Source organism: Sulfurimonas sp. ST-27, assembly GCF_048081595.1.
Classification (GTDB): Bacteria; Campylobacterota; Campylobacteria; order Campylobacterales; family Sulfurimonadaceae; genus Sulfurimonas; species Sulfurimonas hydrogeniphila.
Genome location: NZ_CP182226.1, coordinates 1,568,979 through 1,585,571, shown reverse-complemented (window position 1 = coordinate 1,585,571; position 16,593 = coordinate 1,568,979). Strand labels below are relative to the sequence as shown.

General features: G+C 36.7%; 18 protein-coding genes. 14 read left to right on the top strand and 4 right to left on the bottom strand.

The genetic code is table 11. The features are described from left to right. The first annotated feature begins 1 nt into the window (after position 1). The 12 genes from ACM66U_RS08390 to ACM66U_RS08335 all read left to right on the top strand — a co-directional run bounded on the left by ACM66U_RS08390 (position 2) and on the right by ACM66U_RS08335 (position 8,917). A complete protein-coding gene (locus ACM66U_RS08390; protein WP_346389011.1) occupies positions 2 to 568 on the top strand; it encodes a MotA/TolQ/ExbB proton channel family protein in 567 nt (188 codons plus the stop codon). A gap of 4 nt (positions 569 to 572) precedes the next feature. Further along, on the top strand, positions 573 to 965 hold the full coding sequence (locus ACM66U_RS08385; protein WP_346389010.1) for a biopolymer transporter ExbD: 393 nt from the start codon (positions 573 to 575) through the stop codon (positions 963 to 965). After that, the gene (locus tag ACM66U_RS08380) at positions 958 to 1,674 is read left to right on the top strand and encodes a TonB C-terminal domain-containing protein (RefSeq protein WP_346389009.1); all 717 of its coding nucleotides are present in this window, start codon (positions 958 to 960) and stop codon (positions 1,672 to 1,674) included. Before ACM66U_RS08385 ends, ACM66U_RS08380 begins: the two co-directional genes overlap by 8 nt. Positions 1,675 to 1,677: 3 nt before the next feature. Continuing rightward, complete coding sequence (gene tolB / locus ACM66U_RS08375) at positions 1,678 to 2,928, top strand: Tol-Pal system protein TolB (protein WP_151899920.1); 1,251 nt, start codon at positions 1,678 to 1,680, stop codon at positions 2,926 to 2,928. A 72-nt stretch (positions 2,929 to 3,000) separates the two neighbouring features. Then, positions 3,001 to 3,558, top strand: coding sequence for a peptidoglycan-associated lipoprotein Pal (gene pal, locus ACM66U_RS08370; RefSeq protein ID WP_151899921.1), 558 nt, complete (start codon positions 3,001 to 3,003; stop codon positions 3,556 to 3,558). 9 nt (positions 3,559 to 3,567) lie between these two features. Further along, positions 3,568 to 4,473: a tetratricopeptide repeat protein gene (locus tag ACM66U_RS08365; protein WP_418640528.1), complete on the top strand. Its 906-nt coding sequence runs from the start codon at positions 3,568 to 3,570 to the stop codon at positions 4,471 to 4,473. A gap of 75 nt (positions 4,474 to 4,548) precedes the next feature. Continuing rightward, complete coding sequence (locus tag ACM66U_RS08360; protein WP_151899923.1) at positions 4,549 to 5,073, top strand: FKBP-type peptidyl-prolyl cis-trans isomerase; 525 nt, start codon at positions 4,549 to 4,551, stop codon at positions 5,071 to 5,073. Then, positions 5,021 to 5,824 carry a Fis family transcriptional regulator gene (locus ACM66U_RS08355; protein WP_230973305.1) on the top strand — a complete coding sequence of 268 codons (804 nt, stop codon included), beginning with the start codon at positions 5,021 to 5,023 and terminating at the stop codon, positions 5,822 to 5,824. The genes ACM66U_RS08360 and ACM66U_RS08355 overlap by 53 nt, the downstream gene beginning before the upstream one ends. Further along, positions 5,821 to 6,759, top strand: coding sequence for an ACP S-malonyltransferase (gene fabD, locus ACM66U_RS08350; protein WP_418640527.1), 939 nt, complete (start codon positions 5,821 to 5,823; stop codon positions 6,757 to 6,759). Before ACM66U_RS08355 ends, fabD begins: the two co-directional genes overlap by 4 nt. Before the next feature lies 1 nt (position 6,760). Beyond that, positions 6,761 to 7,483 (top strand): nitrilase-related carbon-nitrogen hydrolase, encoded by a 723-nt coding sequence (locus tag ACM66U_RS08345; RefSeq protein ID WP_151899925.1) that lies wholly within the window; start codon positions 6,761 to 6,763, stop codon positions 7,481 to 7,483. Positions 7,484 to 7,485: 2 nt separating this feature from the next. Continuing rightward, entirely contained in the window at positions 7,486 to 8,178 is a 693-nt protein-coding gene (locus ACM66U_RS08340) for a 5'-methylthioadenosine/adenosylhomocysteine nucleosidase (protein WP_346389004.1), read from the top strand. 16 nt (positions 8,179 to 8,194) lie between these two features. Further along, positions 8,195 to 8,917: a tRNA 2-thiocytidine biosynthesis TtcA family protein gene (locus ACM66U_RS08335; RefSeq protein ID WP_346389003.1), complete on the top strand. Its 723-nt coding sequence runs from the start codon at positions 8,195 to 8,197 to the stop codon at positions 8,915 to 8,917. On the opposite strand, the gene ACM66U_RS08330 is transcribed toward ACM66U_RS08335, so the two are convergent. The 3 genes from ACM66U_RS08330 to ACM66U_RS08320 form a co-directional block, all read right to left on the bottom strand. Next, complete coding sequence (locus ACM66U_RS08330) at positions 8,901 to 9,140, bottom strand: RDD family protein (protein WP_418640526.1); 240 nt, start codon at positions 9,138 to 9,140, stop codon at positions 8,901 to 8,903. The genes ACM66U_RS08335 and ACM66U_RS08330 overlap by 17 nt on opposite strands. 28 nt (positions 9,141 to 9,168) lie before the next feature. Beyond that, entirely contained in the window at positions 9,169 to 10,767 is a 1,599-nt protein-coding gene (locus ACM66U_RS08325) for an IS1634 family transposase (RefSeq protein ID WP_418640525.1), read from the bottom strand. A gap of 217 nt (positions 10,768 to 10,984) precedes the next feature. After that, positions 10,985 to 11,488 carry an RDD family protein gene (locus ACM66U_RS08320; protein WP_151899928.1) on the bottom strand — a complete coding sequence of 168 codons (504 nt, stop codon included), beginning with the start codon at positions 11,486 to 11,488 and terminating at the stop codon, positions 10,985 to 10,987. Between the two features lie 86 nt (positions 11,489 to 11,574). On the opposite strand from ACM66U_RS08320, the gene ACM66U_RS08315 reads away from it, so the two are divergent. After that, positions 11,575 to 13,626, top strand: a complete 2,052-nt coding sequence (locus tag ACM66U_RS08315) for a TonB-dependent receptor (RefSeq protein ID WP_418640524.1) — start codon at positions 11,575 to 11,577, stop codon at positions 13,624 to 13,626. Further along, entirely contained in the window at positions 13,620 to 14,963 is a 1,344-nt protein-coding gene (locus ACM66U_RS08310) for a PepSY domain-containing protein (RefSeq protein WP_418640523.1), read from the top strand. Before ACM66U_RS08315 ends, ACM66U_RS08310 begins: the two co-directional genes overlap by 7 nt. On the opposite strand, the gene ACM66U_RS08305 is transcribed toward ACM66U_RS08310, so the two are convergent. Further along, on the bottom strand, positions 14,956 to 16,551 hold the full coding sequence (locus tag ACM66U_RS08305; RefSeq protein ID WP_418640522.1) for an EAL domain-containing protein: 1,596 nt from the start codon (positions 16,549 to 16,551) through the stop codon (positions 14,956 to 14,958). The genes ACM66U_RS08310 and ACM66U_RS08305 overlap by 8 nt on opposite strands. Positions 16,552 to 16,593: the final 42 nt, after the last annotated feature.

The following is a 16,593-nucleotide window of genomic DNA, read 5'->3' as shown; positions in this document are numbered from 1 at the left end:
TATGATTAATAATTTAATAGATTTTTATCTAAAAAGCCACCCTGTGACTCTCGGAGTATTGCTACTGCTCTCTTTATACTTTATAGTATTGAACTGGGTGTTTTTTTACCGCTATTTTTCTCTTAATAACTGGCTTTCTCGTGAAAGTGCTTCTCTTGAATCACTTTTACTTGGAGCTACTACTGTAAATGAAAACTCTTTTTTAAATAATTTTATAAAAACCAGTAATGTTGTTTCAAAAGAAGTTTTAGGACTCGGTATGCTTGCTGCGACAAAAGAAGCGACAAAAGGACTTTCTGTACTTTCTGTTTTTGCTTCTACCTCTCCTTTTATCGGACTGTTTGGTACAGTTGTTTCTATTTTAGATACATTTTCTCATATCGGACAAAACAGCGGAGGTATGTCAATTATTGCCAGTGGCGTTTCGGATGCATTAGTGGCAACCGCTTCAGGTATATTTGTAGCCACATTCGCCTATACATACCATCAGGTTTTAAAAAGAAAGTCATATGAACTTATAAGCTATCTCCAAATGCAAAGTGATGCGATTTTAGCACGTAAGGCGTAAAACAGTGCTGTATGATTGGGAAGAAAAGCCGGAACTTAATATTACTCCCCTTGTAGATGTAATGCTTGTATTGCTTGTCGTTTTAATGGTTATCGCTCCAAATATTATATATGAAGAAAATATAAAACTGCCGCAGGGCTCAACAACTGAGCAGCTCTCGAAGATTCCTCCTGTGCATATAACAATAGACAAAGACAGAAATATAAAAGTCAATAAAGACAACTATCTCTTAAATGCTTTTATGGATAACTTTTCATTGTATGCAAGAAAGTTAAATAAAAAAGCAACTGTATTAATCAGTGCAGATAAACGTTTGGACTATGGTATAGTTATGTCAGTGCTTGCTGCGGTTAAACAGGCAGGTTTCACTGAGGTATCTTTAGCTACAAATGGATAACAACAGCCGTTATTTTTACATAAGTGGCTTTTTGTCACTCTTTCTTTTTGCATTTTTTTTATTCTCATTTCTTTATATGATGTTTCATGCTTCTAAAACAAAAGCATATGGCTATAAAAAAGAAAATTATATTTCTGTTTCAATTAATGTCACAAATACAAAGCACCCGACGAAAAAGAAAAGTTCCAAAACAGTTCCCGCAACTAAAAAAGTTGTAAAAAACATAGATATCAATAATCTGTTCAGTGATGTATGGACAAAAAAAATAGACAACAATGTAAAAAAAGTTAAAAAAACTGACAATAAAAGACGGATAGAACAGATTACAAGAAAAATCAGGCCCACAAAACAAGAAGACAGAGAGTCTGTCACACAAAAGATCAGTACACTTCAGGCAAGTCATGACCCGTCAAAAAGTGAAGCAACATCTGCTGCGAATGAAGTTAATGAATATTTGGCTAAAATTCAGGATATTGTTTATCAACATTTTAATGTGCCGCAAAACAGTGAGGGCAACAGTGTAAAAACAGTAATCGAACTTGACCCTTTTGGTAAACTTATTGATTTTAGAATACTGAGTTATTCTAAGAATGAAGCACTCAATGAAGAAGCAGACAGGATTAAAGAACGATTAAAAGATGTTGTATTTCCTGTTAACCCGAAAAACAGACCGAGCAGAACGATTGTTATATTAATTTCTAAGGAGTAGATTTTGAAAATATTTTTTTCTTTGTTCATTTTAATCAGCCTTGCTTTTGCAGGTGATGCAACTATAGAAGTAGTGAAAAAAGCAGACTCTTTGCCTTCCTTGGCAGTTGAAGATGCGTCGATCAGCTATAATGACACATTTAAGCTGCGTTTTTTTAAAGCTTTGATAGCAGATTTAAATGTTATTTCTTTATTTAATGTTGACAGACATCACAGGTTTGCCGATTTTGATGATACAAATGTACTTGTTGCCAATAAAGATATGAATTATGTTTTGCGCTATAAACTGTTTGAGGATGACAACAAAGCTTTAAATATTGAAATGACTCTGTTTCACCAAAATGAAGTAGTCTTTTCAAAACGATACAGAGTAAACAACAAAAAAATCTATATGTTTATATCTCATGCAATGGCTTATGATATCAATGAGTTTATGGGTGAACCTTCTGTTGGATGGATGAAGAGAAAAGTTATATTTTCCCGTATAGTTGCGCCTAAAAAAAGTGAAATTATTATTGCGGACTATACACTCTCTTACCAGCATGTAATCATCTCAGGCGGATTGAATATCTTTCCAAAATGGGCGAACAAAGCACAGACCGCATTTTATTATACATCTTTGGATTCTTTTGAACCTACTTTGAAATATGTTGACATTAAAACTGCAAAAGTGAAAAACATTATATCTTCTGACGGGATGATGGTATGTTCAGATGTCAGCGAAGACGGAAAAAAGCTGCTGCTCACAATGGCAAGAGACGGTCAGCCGGATATTTATCTTTACAATACAGAGACAAAAAAATATAAAAGAATTACCACATACAGCGGAATAGATGTAAACGGACAGTTTATGGGAGATGATAAAATTATTTTTATTTCATCCCGTTTAGGCTATCCCAATGTGTTTTCCAAAAGATTGGACAACGGGCTTGTGGAACAGCTGGTCTATTATGGAAAAGCAAACTCTTCATGCAGTGCGCAAGGACATTATGTAGTCTATGAGGCCCGTGAGAGTTCAAATGCTTTTAGTGCAAATACATTTAATCTGCATCTTATCTCCACAGAGACCGATTTTATTCGCAGGCTCACTGCGACAGGAGTGAATGAGTTTCCAAGGTTTTCCAAAGACGGTGATGCGATTATATTTATAAAAAACTACAAATCGCAAAGTGCCATTGGCATTATTCGGCTGATGCACAATAAAAACTATCTTTTTCCTTTAAAATCAGGAAAAATACAATCTATGGACTGGTAAAGTTTTAAGTGTTCATCACTTATTACATTTTTTTGGTATAATATATCAATTTTAAAAGCAAGGAAATAAATAATGAAAAGTATAGTTCTTTCAAGTGTTGTAGTAGCACTTTTGGTTTTCAGTGGTTGTAGTACAAAAGAACCGGCAGTCGACACAAAGACTGAAGAAGTCACAGCACCGGTAGCACAAGAAGTTGAAGAAGTGATGACTGAAACTGTGACAGGTGAAAATGCGGAAATTAGTTCATCTTCAAATACACTCAACAGCAATCAGTTAAGTGCCAGTGCAATTGAATCAAAATTCCCTACAGTCTATTTTGATTTTGACAAGTATAACATTAGACCTGACATGCAGGAGAAAGTGGATACTGCAGCAGAACTTGGAAAAACTACTGCAAAGTCTTTTAATATAAAACTTGAAGGCAACTGTGATGAGTGGGGAAGTGATGAGTACAATTTTGCACTTGGACTCAAACGTGCAAACAGTGTAAAAAAAGCTTTGGTTGCCGAGGGCATTGACGCTTCTCGTATTTCTATGGTCAGTTACGGAGAGAGTAATCCTGTATGTACTGAGCACACAAGAGAATGCTGGGCTAAAAACCGTCGTGTAAATTTCAAACTTTTACCATAAGTTTTATAGATGAAAAGTAATATACGCATTTTATTACTTCTTACTTTTGTCTCTTCTTTATCGTTTGCTTCTGAACCTTCTGCGTTCGGAGCAGGCGACTTGACCGCACCGACACCCTACGGACTTACTCAAAGTGAAAAAGTTATTTTGCAAACAAAAGATACTTTAAAAAAAGTTGCCATAAATACAAAATCACAAGCCAGCAAACTTGATTCATTGCGTGAAAGGGTAGACGGTATACAAAGTGTTGTAGAGAATCTGAGTGTACGCTCTCATGAAAATAAGCGAGAATTACAAAAATTCAAAGAGCAAAACAGAGTAAATCTTGACAATATTCATGAGTTTCAAACCAGGCTGGCTGAAAAAGTACAGAAGAATCAAGATGAGATAGCAAAACTGCAAACTATGATCTTTGAGCTTTCAAAAGTCGTAGATAAAATAAATGCCCAGTATGTAAGCAAAGATACATTCAATACTCTTGTAAAAGATATCAATGATTTTAAAACATTGATTGCAAAAGAGATGCAGTCTAGAAAAAACAGTGTGAAACCGGGAAAAATAAGCAGTGCACAGTTATACAACCAGGCAAAAGCAAATTTTGACAAAAGATACTATACAAAAGCGATTCAAAACTATAAAGAACTCATTAAAAGAAAATACAAACCGGCCTATGCACATTATATGATAGGTGAGATGAACTTTAAAAGAAAAAATTATGCAGAGGCAATTTCATATTTTAAAAAAAGTGCTTCTTTGTATGACAAAGCTTCGTATATGCCAAAACTGTTGTTACATACTGCAATTGCGATGGATAAAACAGGAGACAAGGCACATGCAAAGGCATTTTACAATGCTGTAATTGCAAAATATCCTCATTCAAAAGAGGCAAAAGAGGCTAAGAAACATTTAGACTAAACTGGGGTAAAAGATGCTTTTCAGCAATAATATAGATTATTATGATAAAATCCCAAAAAAATAAAAGGTAAAATAATGGCAATTCAAGACAATCAAATTGTATCAATGGAATATGAAGTACGTGATGGCGATCAAATCGTAGACAGTAACAAAGGTGGAGCTCCATTGGTATTTATGTTCGGAAAAGGACAAATTATTCCAGGACTTGAAAACGGAATCAAAGATATGAATACAGGTGACAAAGCTGACATCTTGGTAAAAGCAGCAGATGCCTATGGTGAATATAATGCAGATGCAACGCAAGAGGTTCCAAAAGAGCAGTTTGCCGGAATTGATTTAACTGAGGGCATGACTCTTTACGGTCAGGGTGAAGATGGCGGAACTGTGCAGGTTATAGTGAAAGAAATCAAAGATGATACTGTTGTCATTGATTTTAATCATCCTCTTGCCGGAAAAGATTTAATGTTCACTGTTGCCATTAACAATGTAAGAGATGCCTCTGCTGAAGAAGCAATGACTGGTGTTCCGGAAGAAAACAAACCTTCTGATGAAGAGGGTTGTTGTGGAACAGGTGGCGGCAGCGGTTGTGGATGTAACTAAATTTCTAACTGCCTGTGAGGCTTCCTCCCAGGCTAAAAAGACAGCGACTCTTTTAAAAACACTTACGGTAAATGCACTTATTACAGGTGAACACGGTGTTGGAAAAAAGACCTTGGCTTCTTTTATTCTCCCTGATGCATTTATAATTGACGCATCTAATTTTGATGAGCTGCTTCTTTCGTTAGAAAACACACAAGCTATCATAATCACAAATCTTGACAATTCACCCAATATTGAACGTTTGGTACAGGCTGTAAAAGAAAACAATGTAAGAGTTATAGCAACGGCAAAAGACTCTTTTTCCCACCGGGCAATTGATGAACTTTTCAGTGTGAAGTTTAATATTCCTCCTTTACGAGAGAGAATGGAAGATGTCAAAGCATTAATCGAAAAGTTTGTGAGCGAAGCTATTGTGTTATTTGGTGAGTGCAGTAACTTTGACGTAAGTAATTTTAAGCCTGATTTGTCCCAAAATGCCATCTCTTTAAAAAGACAGGTGATGATAAATTATTTACTTCAAGATATTCAAGACAGTGAGCTAATGGACATTATTGAACATTATCTTTACGACAAACTTGGTTCCAAGAGTGATTACAGAAACTATTTGTATCTTTATGAAGTACCGCTTCTCAAAGCAGGTCTGCATAAGTTTAAATCACAGGTACAGTTAGCTGAAAGTCTGGGTTTAAACAGAAACACATTACGAAAAAAGATAACAGAAAATAAAAAATATATAGAAGGAAAAATATGAAAAAAATAGCTATGATATTTGCAGGACAGGGTTCTCAGGCAGTTGGTATGGGAAAAGATTTTTATGAAAATTCTGAAACTGCACGTGAAATGTTTGATAAAGCCGGTGAAAGAATCGGTGTGGATTTTAAAGAACTTATTTTTGAAGAAAATGAAAAACTGGGACAGACGGCCTATACACAGCCGGCAATTTTACTTGTTCAGATGATAGCATACAGACTTTTCAAAGAGGCTTGTCCCGATACTAAAGCCGAACTTTTTTTAGGACACTCTCTGGGTGAGTTTTCTGCTTTATGTGCAGCAGGTGCCATTGATTATGTAGATGCCGTAGAACTTGTGCATAAACGCGGTGCTTTTATGCAAGAAGCCTGTGAAGGAAAAAATGCCGGTATGATGGCAATTGTCGGCCTTGATGACGCAAGTGTGGAAAAAATCTGCAGTGATGCACAAAACGAAGGCAAACAGGTATGGCCTGCCAACTATAACCAGGACGGACAACTTGTAGTTGCGGGAAATAAAGAAGACCTGGCATCACTGGAGCAGACTTTTAAAGAAGCAGGAGCAAAACGAGCCTTGCTTTTAAATATGTCTGTTGCATCACACTGTGATATACTGGCACCTGCACAGGAATCTCTTGCCGAAATTATGCAAACACAGATACAAGAGAATTTTGAAGCCCCTGTGATTTCAAATGTTACAACAAAACCCTACAGTACAAAAGCGGAAGCAGTTGACCTTTTAAAAGAGCAGCTTGTAAAACCGGTAAAATACAAACAGTCAATTCAGGCAATAGCGCCTGAAGTTGACCTGGCCATAGAATTTGGCAACGGAGTTGTACTAAAAGGTCTTAACAGAAGAATTGCAAAAGAGTTGAAAACACTCAATATATCAGATATGGCATCATTACAAAAAGTGAAAGAGGAAATTTGCTCTTAATATGAGAGTCACACTTGCACAAACTTCACCGAAGTTAAACCGTACAAATATTACCGAGGCAGTTGTCTGGATAAATGATGTCAAAGAAAGTTCAGATCTTATAGTCTTTCCTGAACTCTCTTTAAGTGGGTATTTGCTTCAGGATAAACTTTTTGAAGATGCCTATTTGCTTGAAGAACTGAGTGTTTTTGAAGAGTTGAGCAAAGATATTGATATTGTTGTCGGCGCAGCACTCAAAGACGGGAATGTTTTTAGAAATACAGCACTGTATTACAGCGGCGGAAAACTTCTCTCCAAACATATAAAAGTACACCTGCCAAATTACGGAATGTTTGAAGAAGCACGCTATTTTGAAGGCGGTGACAGATTTGAATCATTTGTTGTGGGGAGAAAAAAAGTTTCGATGCTCATCTGTGAGGATTTGTGGCATACCAGTGTGCATGAAGAACTCACCAGCCTTGATCCGGACTTGATTATCGTTCTTGTGGCATCCCCTGCTCGCGGATTTAATGAAAAATCTTTGGATATTCAAGACAAATGGTATGGAATTATCAGCAATGTTGCAAAAGAGTGCCGTGCAGAGCTTCTTTTTGTCAACCGTGTGGGATTTGAAGACGGACTTGGCTTTTGGGGCGGAAGCTGTATCGTTCAAAAAGAGGGCAAAAGAGTGCATCAGTTGCCACTGTTTGAAAAATCAATACAGACATTTACAATCGAGGAATAAATATGACAATAGCAATAATGGGTGCAATGCCTGAAGAAATCGCACCGATTTTAGAAAAATTAGGTGAATACAAAACGACTGTATATGCAGGAAACAAATATTATGAAGCAAATTACAAAGGCACGGATCTTGTCATAGCCTATTCAAAAATAGGAAAAGTATTTTCAACATTGACGGCAACCACCATGTGTGAACATTTTGGAGCGCAAAAACTTCTGTTTTCAGGTGTTGCCGGAGCAATATCGCCAAAGCTAAAAGTAGGAGATTTGATTGTAGCTACAAAACTTGCCCAACACGATCTTGATATTACAGCCTTTGGACATCCTTTTGGATATGTGCCAGAGGGTGCTGTTTATGTTGAAGCAGACAAAGAACTGACAGCCCTGTCAAAAGAGGTTGCAAAAGAGATGGGCAAAAATGTCCAAGAAGGTATTATTGCAACGGGTGATCAGTTTGTAGCAGATGAAAAAAGAAAAAACTGGATTGGAGAGACGTTTCATGCAGATGCACTGGAAATGGAAGGGGCAAGTGTTGCTGTTGTATGTGATGCTTTGGATGTGCCTTTTTTTATTCTTCGTGCAATAAGTGATGCGGCAGACATGGATGCAAGTTTTTCTTTTGATGAGTTTTTAGAGACCAGTGCCGTGGAATCCGCTGAATTTATTATGAAAATGGTTGATAAACTTGTCGGTTAAACTTTCCAAAAAAATTATGTCAAAACTCGGTAAAACAAATGCCGAGTTTTCCTTGATAGAAGAGGGGGACAAAATTCTTGTCGGACTCAGCGGAGGCAAAGACTCTCTGACAATGATTCATGCGATGAAAGAGCAGCAGCGCCGGGCCCCTTTTGCCTTTGATTTTATTGCCGTTACCGTAAGCTACGGAATGGGTGAAAATTTTGACAAACTCTCCGCACATTGCAGGGAATATGGTATAGAACATATAGTAAAAGAGACCCAGACCTATGATTTGGCAAAAGAAAAAATTCGCAAAAATTCTTCCTTTTGCAGCTTTTTTTCCCGTATGCGGCGAGGGTATCTTTACAGTGTTGCCAAAGAACTGGGATGTAACAAGGTTGCACTTGGCCACCATATGGATGATGCGGCAGAGAGCTTTTTTATGAATTTTATTTACAATGGACAGATGCGCAGTCTTGCTCCGAAATATACAGCCCAAAACGGGCTTGTTGTGATTCGTCCTCTGATTCAGATGCGTGAACGTCAGCTGCGTGCTTTTGTGGAAGACAACGGCATAGAAGCCATAGGCGATGAAGCCTGTCCTGCCATGCGTTTTGATGTCAAAATGCCCTATGCAAGAGCACAGATGAAAGAGATGCTCTCATCAATGGAAAAAGAACATCCTCAGCTTTTTACTTCACTGAATGCCGCTTTTAAAAACATCTCAGTCGATAGTTTTTTTATGAGTGAGGAGTAGCATCTTCATCATAGATTACAATGGTTCCGGCAATTAAATCATGCAGTCCTCTTTTGTCTTTTCGAAAAGCCACCATCAAAAACCCGAGTCCGAACAACAGTAATGAGGGGATATAGGCCAAAGAACGTGTAATCGCCTGTTTGTTGTTTATATCTTTACATGTAAAGGCGTCAACTATCTTTACATGTAGAAATTTTCCTGTTTTCCACGATTTGCCACCCACTTTTGAAAAAACTTAAACAATTTTAAAGTCAGCTATGCAAAGCATCATAAAATCTTTGTTGAATCTTAGATAGTTTCATAGGGAATATTTCACCATCATCCAACTTTATAGCAAATACATGTTTAATGAGGTCCCTTAAAATTTTATATGAAATTTGATATTCTTTTTTTAAATCCCTTGTTTTTACTTCAAACTCTTTATATATAGCATATGCCACAAAGCAAATGAGGATATGGGCCTTGATTCTTGTTTCTAGCCTGTGATGTATCGGCCGTATTTGAAGATCTGTTTTAGAAATTCTAAAAGCTTTTTCAATGTGCCAAAGGTTTTGGTAATGTTCTATTATATCTTTATGAGAAAGTGTAGTATCGTTTATTATATACCCTTTTAATCCATCAAGTTTGCTGTCTTGTAAGACTTTGTTATGATTGAGTTTAAACTCTACTTTGCAATCATCTGTAATATCCAAGTACTTTGCATAATGGGAGAGTTTTAAATCTTTTTTAGTGAGATTGGTTGAATACTCAATCTTTGCTTTTAATCTCTCAAGAGCCTTCTCTCTTAAGCGTTTATCTTTTTTGGCTCTTTTTGATGAGTAGGTAAGTACGAGTCTTTGGTGTATATCAAGAGAGTATTTTTGATTTTCTTGTGTATATTTTACAGTTTTATCAATCTCTATTTCATGGGTCGTACTATCATCAATAAATGTCAGGTTTGTAATTTTCTCTTTGATGCTGCCTGGTAGCATCTTAATTTTTGCACCAAGGATATATCTGTACCCGTTATTTTCAAGGTAAGCTATATTGGCATCATTTAACATACCTCTGTCAGCTACTACAATAGGCTTGTGTTTTAGTTTAAATCTTTTTTGAAAGCTTTTTAGTGCTTCAAGGAGTGTGTGCCCCTCATACTTTTTACCGTGATACACCTCATAAGAGAGAGGATACCCTTGTAGTGTTGTAAATAGACCCAGTTGTATCTGTGGCCGTGCTAATTTTCCTTCTTTGGAGAAACCTATTCTTCTTAGGTCATCTTCACTCTCACTCTCAAAAAACAGTGTTGTTACATCATAGAAGCTTACAACTAAATTGTTATCTATTTTTGCAAGTGTATCTTGATATACAGCCTCTTCAACTCTTTGTTTAATCTCATCTTTATAAAGACTATCTACCAATCTGTATATTGTCTCATCGCTAATCTCTTTCTTTTTAAAATAAAAAAGATAGTCACTTAGATACAGCTTACTCCCTGGATAGAGTATTCTTGATATTACAAGTGCTTTAAAAAGTTCATGCTTATCATTTTTCTTATACACTGATTGGAAAATAGTTTTTTTACTGATAATCCTGTCAAAGATTTTACCAAAAAAGAGTTCATCACCTATAGGAATTATTTGCTCATTTGAGATTGACAAAAACTTTAACTTTTTATCTTCTTGTTCTATGTTGTCAAACAGTGTGGGCTCTAACTCTTTTATTCTCTCTTTGCCTTTTTTTAAAAGTTCCTCTATCTCATCTGAATCTTTTGAACAGCCTATGCTCTCAATTACTTTTGATCTTCCTTTTACTTTTTTTATTATTTGGATACTGACAGAACCACTTGAGTTTTTCTTTTTTCTAACATACATAAAGGTATTATAAAAAACTTTCTCTTAAAGTTTGTGCCACCCATTTTTGAAATATGATACCCCTATTTTAGGGCTTTACAGAGGATGTTTCTCTGTTTTTCTTGAATTCGTGGAATTCAGGAGATGAAAGAGATGCTCTCATCAATGGAAAAAGAACATCCTCAGCTTTTTACTTCACTGAATGCCGCTTTTAAAAACATCTCAGTCGATAGTTTTTTTATGAGTGAGGAGTAGCATCTTCATCATAGATTACAATGGTTCCGGCAATTAAATCATGCAGTCCTCTTTTGTCTTTTCGAAAAGCCACCATCAAAAACCCGAGTCCGAACAACAGTAATGAGGGGATATAGGCCAAAGAACGTGTAATCGCCTGTTTGTTGTTTATATCTTTACATGTAAAGGCGTCAACTATCTTTACATGTAGAAATTTTTTCCCGGGGGTCGCTCCGCGCCATTTTTCCCAAAAAAGAATTGTTACAAGCAAAACTGAAATCTCAAAAACAAATTCCCATGTTAAAGAGGTATGGGGCTGTTGGTCAAGAGCATGTATATTCCCGTTCATTGCCATTTGAATATTGTTTTGGTACTGTACAAAATCAAACCAGTTGCCATCACTTACAAAATAAATAATGATACCTACAGGCAGAGCCAAAAAGAGCGTATCAAAAAATGAGGCAAAAAAGCGTATCCAAAACCCTGCATATCTAATATTTTTTTTCATACCCTAAAGATAGCGTAAAAAATCTTACTTAATACTAATGTAACACTTTTTCTATACACTTTTACATATTTTGCGGGAGAAATGTAATGAATAGAAAAATTTTGTTTTTATCTTTGTGTGCATCGTTGGCATTAGCAGAGAGTGTGGTAGAAATCAGTCCTGTCAGTGTGATAGCAACAGGTGTAAAAGAAAGTGTTTTAGAACAGCCTCTGAGTATAAGCACGAAAGGGGAAAAGGAGATAGAGCTTGATCAGGTTATATTTCAAAAAGACCTGCTCAACTCCCTTTCCGGTGTGCGTATTGAACAAACCGGTTCTGTTATCGGACATATGACATCCATTCGTATGCCTGTGAATACCGGTCCCTATTATCTCTTTATGCAGGACGGAATCCCTGTGCAGTCAAGCGGTTTTTTCAATCATAACGGGCTTGCCTATACTACATTTCAGAGTGCTTCGTCTGTTGAAGTGATAAAGGGAGCAGGAACTGCTCTGTATGGATCCGATGCCGTTGCTGCCACCATTGATGTACAATCCTTGAAACAACCTTCAAAAGAGAAGGTTGTTTTACTCAAAGGTATGGGCGGAAGCTACGGATACGGCCTAGGAAGTGCGGAGGTGAGTGATGCTATAGACAAAGAGAGCGGATATCGTGCAAATATATCTTATATGCACAGTGACGGTTGGCGGGAGCATACAAAAACTGACAGAGTTGAGTCCAATTTTCGTTATGACAAAAGAGTGAACGACGATAATGATATAAAAATTATTGCAAATTTTTCTAAAACTGTGGCACAACAGGCTGACAGCTTTAATAACTATGCAAATATAACAAACGGCTCAACGGCTGCAAGTGATGATCCGAATTATTATACAGCCTTGCAAAAAACAGATGTAGAGAGAAAGTTTGACTATGCGAGGGTCAGTGTCCAACTGAATAATTACAGGTATAATGATTTGGAAATTTCTCTGATTCCGTATCTGCGTTACAACAGAAACAGATATGTTGCAACCTGGGAAACAAATCTTCCAAGCAATGATAATGAAATTTATACCTTTGGCCTGCAACAGAGAAATACTTATGAAAAAGAATGGGGGAAAATAGTTTTTGGCTTTGATACAGAATATACACAGTCTTCTCTGAAATACAATCAGGATTTTGATATTACAACGACAGGATGGGGCGGTGCTACCTATCTTACAGGGGCATTGTATGACTATACGGTAAATTATTTTGCCATAGCCCCTTACATCCACACAGAATACAAACTGTGGAGTGCCCTGATTGTGAGTGCCGGCTTGCGATATGACTATAACAGTTACAGTTATGATAATAAACTCGCAGATAACAGTTATGACGCCTCGGGAAGATATTACAGACCTGCAGACAGAGATGACAGCTATAATTATCTAAGTCCCAAACTGGCTTTGAGTTATTTTCCTGCGAAGGATTTAAATCTTTATGCACGGTATGCAAACGGTTTTAGAATTCCACAGGCAACACGTCTGTATTCTGTAAAGGCAGGATACGAACAGATAAACCTTGATCCCGAAACATCAAATACCTACGAGATAGGATTAAAAAAATCTTTTTCCAAAAAGACATCTTTTGAATTGGCAGTCTATTATATGACTATAGAGGATACCATCATACGAGATAGAAATACCGGCGGTTACCGCAATGGTGGCAGTTCTATACACAGAGGGGTAGAAGTGACACTCAAAGAGGAGATATCTCGGGAACTGGAGACGGCAGTTGCATATACCTATACAAAACACAATTATGACAATGATCCTGTTCTTGGCGATAATGAAATGGCAGGAGCACCGAACAATATAGCAAATGTGCGTCTTTTTTATATGCCGGACGCTCTCAAAGGAGTTACCCTGCAGGGCGAATGGCAATATGTCGGTTCCTATTGGATGGATGATGCACATACGGTTGAGAAATATGACGGATACAGTATCGGCAATGTTAAAATGAATTATAACTACTCAAAGAGGGTAAGAGTTTTTGCCAAAATTACCAATATTACAGATAAAAGATATGCTGTCAATGCTCGGTATGCCTACGGAAGAGAAGACTATACGCCCGGTGATCCAAGACAGTTTTATGCGGGCTTAGAGTATAAATGGTAAAAATCTATACACTTCATAAAATTGTCGGATTGAGTTTTGCCGCAGTATTGGCTCTTTTGGCTTTTACGGGATTTTTACTGGATCATGACAAATGGAGTTTTTTATATACGATAACTTTCAAGAGTGTGCCGCAAAAGAGTATAGAGGCGGACAAAAGGCTTTTTGAAGCGTATTATATTGATAAAAAAAACTCCGATACTGTCATAGCGGGCGGTAAACGGGGTTTGTTTAAAAGCACGGATGCAGGAAAGCATTTTGAAAAAATCAGTTCCCTGCAGTGTAATGCGATAAGGGAGCAGAAACACACACTGTACATAGCAACATCGCAGGGCGTATACTGCTATGATTTTAAAAAACTGACACCGTTGGTCCTTAAAAACAGATATATAAGCTCCTTGGCCTTATATGAAAATAAACTGGTAGCGGTTGAAGAGAAAGAGAGAGTGTATGTAGTAGATATAAAGAGTAGAAAAGTTACAACAAGCACAGAAATATTTCTGCCAAAAGAAGCACTGCAAGAAGATATAAAACTTTCAAGATTTATACGGGATTTACACTATGCAAGAGGACTTTTTGACGGAGACCTTTCTCTTTTTCTCAATGATTACGGGGCACTGGTTTTATTATGGCTCAGTATAAGCGGATATATCATTTGGTATTTGATACGCTCTAAACAAAAGGCACAGTTTGCAAGAAAAATGATAAAAACACATGCAAATATTTTTGTTATTTTTTCTATATTCCCTCTTTTTATTTTATTGACAACCGGAATTTTTTTAGATCATGCGTCAGCACTTGGAAAATTTATGAAATCTGTGACAATTCCACATAAAGTTTTACCACCAATATACAATACTCTAAAAGCTGACATCTGGGCTGTTGACTACGACGGGAAAGTGTATAGAATAGGGAATCGTTACGGTATCTACAAAAGTAGGGATTTAAACAAATGGCAATTGGAAAACAGAGGTTTTGCGTACAGAATGATACGAAGAGGAAAACGCCTCTATGTCAGCGGAATGGGAGCCCCCAACCGTATTTTGGATGCAAAGCATTTTGAAATTTTAAAAAATGCACCGCATATGTTCCGTGACATTATAGAAAAAGAGAACAGAGTAGAATATTTCAGCCCTGTGCAAAAGAGTGTAAAGTTACCACAGTTTCATGAGGCAACACTCTACTCTGTACTTTTAACACTGCATGATGGCAGTTTTTTCGCTTCCTGGTGGATATGGGTAAATGATGCAGCTGCTTTGTCTTTGCTGTTGCTGCTGGTAAGCGGGTTTCTACGATGGAGACACAAAAGAAAGCATTTCAAGTATCTTTTCTTTAAGTGAGCCCATAGTACTTTGGAGCCTGCGGTTCTCCATAGTAATAACCCTGTAAAAAATCGACGCCAAACTCTTTGACAAGCAGAGCCAGCTCTTCTGTGCTGACAAATTCGGCAACGGTACGAATATCAGCCTGTTTGGCATACTGTATAATCCCCCGTACCATATTGTTTATATTTTCATCTTTATTGAGCTGTGTTATCAGTGAGCCATCGAGTTTTATATAGTCAAGATGCAGTCTCAAAATATTTGTAAAGTTGGAATAGCCCGAACCAAAATCGTCAATAGCCACTTGGCATCCGTATTTTTTTACAAATAAAATAAAGGCTTCGACAACACCATAATCGTCAATATCTTCTGATTCGAGTATTTCAAATGTAATTCTTTCCCCTCCATATTTTTCCAGACGGTTTTTTATATAATCAAGCATAGAGGCAGAGTTGAGGTTCTCATAACTGAGATTGATAGAAATTTGAATATTGTTTTTTGCATAGACATTAAATACTTTTTGCATCATCTGTCGTGTAAAAAATTCAAATGTTTTATCTTCTTTTGCCGCATCCAAAAAGTAATAAGGCGAGATGATTTCACCGCTGCTTGTCTGTATTCTTGCCAATGCTTCATATTTGACAGTTTTTCCGCTTTTTGCCTCTATAATAGGTTGAAAGTACGGAATGATGTCTCCGTTGTAAAGTGCTGTTTTATAGACTTTAAGTCTCTGAATTTTCTGTGCTTTTTCATCTTTGAGGGACTGTCTGTTTTTATAGATTTTGTACTTTTTTTGTGAAATAAGTGCTTCTTGCAGTGCAATATTTGCATGTGCCAAAATGTTATTCACACCGTATGCAATACCTGCTGTAAAGTCGGCAACTATTGAATTGTCATCTGCATTATCCTGTGCCTCACTCGGGAGTAATAAAGAGTGCTGCATTAAAAGTAAATATTTATCAAAAAGATTTTTATTTGTAATTAAAAATGCGAATTCCTGCAAATTAAGATTATATAAGGTCACTTCTTCGTCATGGACTATATTATGCAGTTCTCTGGTTTTTTGTCTAATGATATCCTGGACAACAGCATTGCCGTAAAGGTCTTTTAACGCATTCAGCTGGTTTACATGTAAAATTATCAGCATCGCCTCTTTTTTAAGCAGAGAAAGATCTTCATGCAGTGCGGTATGATTTGGAAGTTTTGTAAATCTATCCAGGCTTTTGAGATTTTTAATGGCATATTCGTTGACATCAAGCATCACAGTGTTTTTTTGCGCTTTATGCAGGTTTTCATCAGCTATGCTGTATAAATCATCACAGTTAAGATAAAATTTTGACGTATCAAGATTAATGCCACCTACTGAAAGATGTAAGGATTTTAGAGTATTCAATTCAAGAATATTCTTTGCTGTATCATTTATATATTCATCTTCTTTGTTGTGCACAGTCAGAGCAAATTCATTGTGTGCTATCCGAAATAATTCAGAATTTTGCGGGTTTTTGAGTTCTTGTAAAAAATGAGATACCTGCAGGATTGTCTCATCTTCAATGGGTTCATCATCGATTTTAATCAGTAAGAGGGCAAACAATTCCTCTCTTTCCAAATGGCACGCTTGTATTCTGTTTTGAGGTAGTTATGAAAGTAT

Coding starts and splice junctions, on each gene's coding strand:
- ACM66U_RS08340 (WP_346389004.1), top strand. CDS start 7,486: ATGACAATAGCAATAATGGGTGCAATGCCTGAAGAAATCGCACCGATT.
- ACM66U_RS08390 (WP_346389011.1), top strand. CDS start 2: ATGATTAATAATTTAATAGATTTTTATCTAAAAAGCCACCCTGTGACT.
- ACM66U_RS08360 (WP_151899923.1), top strand. CDS start 4,549: ATGGCAATTCAAGACAATCAAATTGTATCAATGGAATATGAAGTACGT.
- ACM66U_RS08310 (WP_418640523.1), top strand. CDS start 13,620: ATGGTAAAAATCTATACACTTCATAAAATTGTCGGATTGAGTTTTGCC.
- ACM66U_RS08380 (WP_346389009.1), top strand. CDS start 958: ATGGATAACAACAGCCGTTATTTTTACATAAGTGGCTTTTTGTCACTC.
- ACM66U_RS08325 (WP_418640525.1), bottom strand. CDS start 10,767: ATGTATGTTAGAAAAAAGAAAAACTCAAGTGGTTCTGTCAGTATCCAA.
- ACM66U_RS08365 (WP_418640528.1), top strand. CDS start 3,568: ATGAAAAGTAATATACGCATTTTATTACTTCTTACTTTTGTCTCTTCT.
- pal (WP_151899921.1), top strand. CDS start 3,001: ATGAAAAGTATAGTTCTTTCAAGTGTTGTAGTAGCACTTTTGGTTTTC.
- ACM66U_RS08315 (WP_418640524.1), top strand. CDS start 11,575: ATGAATAGAAAAATTTTGTTTTTATCTTTGTGTGCATCGTTGGCATTA.
- ACM66U_RS08345 (WP_151899925.1), top strand. CDS start 6,761: ATGAGAGTCACACTTGCACAAACTTCACCGAAGTTAAACCGTACAAAT.
- ACM66U_RS08355 (WP_230973305.1), top strand. CDS start 5,021: ATGAAGAGGGTTGTTGTGGAACAGGTGGCGGCAGCGGTTGTGGATGTA.
- ACM66U_RS08335 (WP_346389003.1), top strand. CDS start 8,195: ATGTCAAAACTCGGTAAAACAAATGCCGAGTTTTCCTTGATAGAAGAG.
- ACM66U_RS08320 (WP_151899928.1), bottom strand. CDS start 11,488: ATGAAAAAAAATATTAGATATGCAGGGTTTTGGATACGCTTTTTTGCC.
- fabD (WP_418640527.1), top strand. CDS start 5,821: ATGAAAAAAATAGCTATGATATTTGCAGGACAGGGTTCTCAGGCAGTT.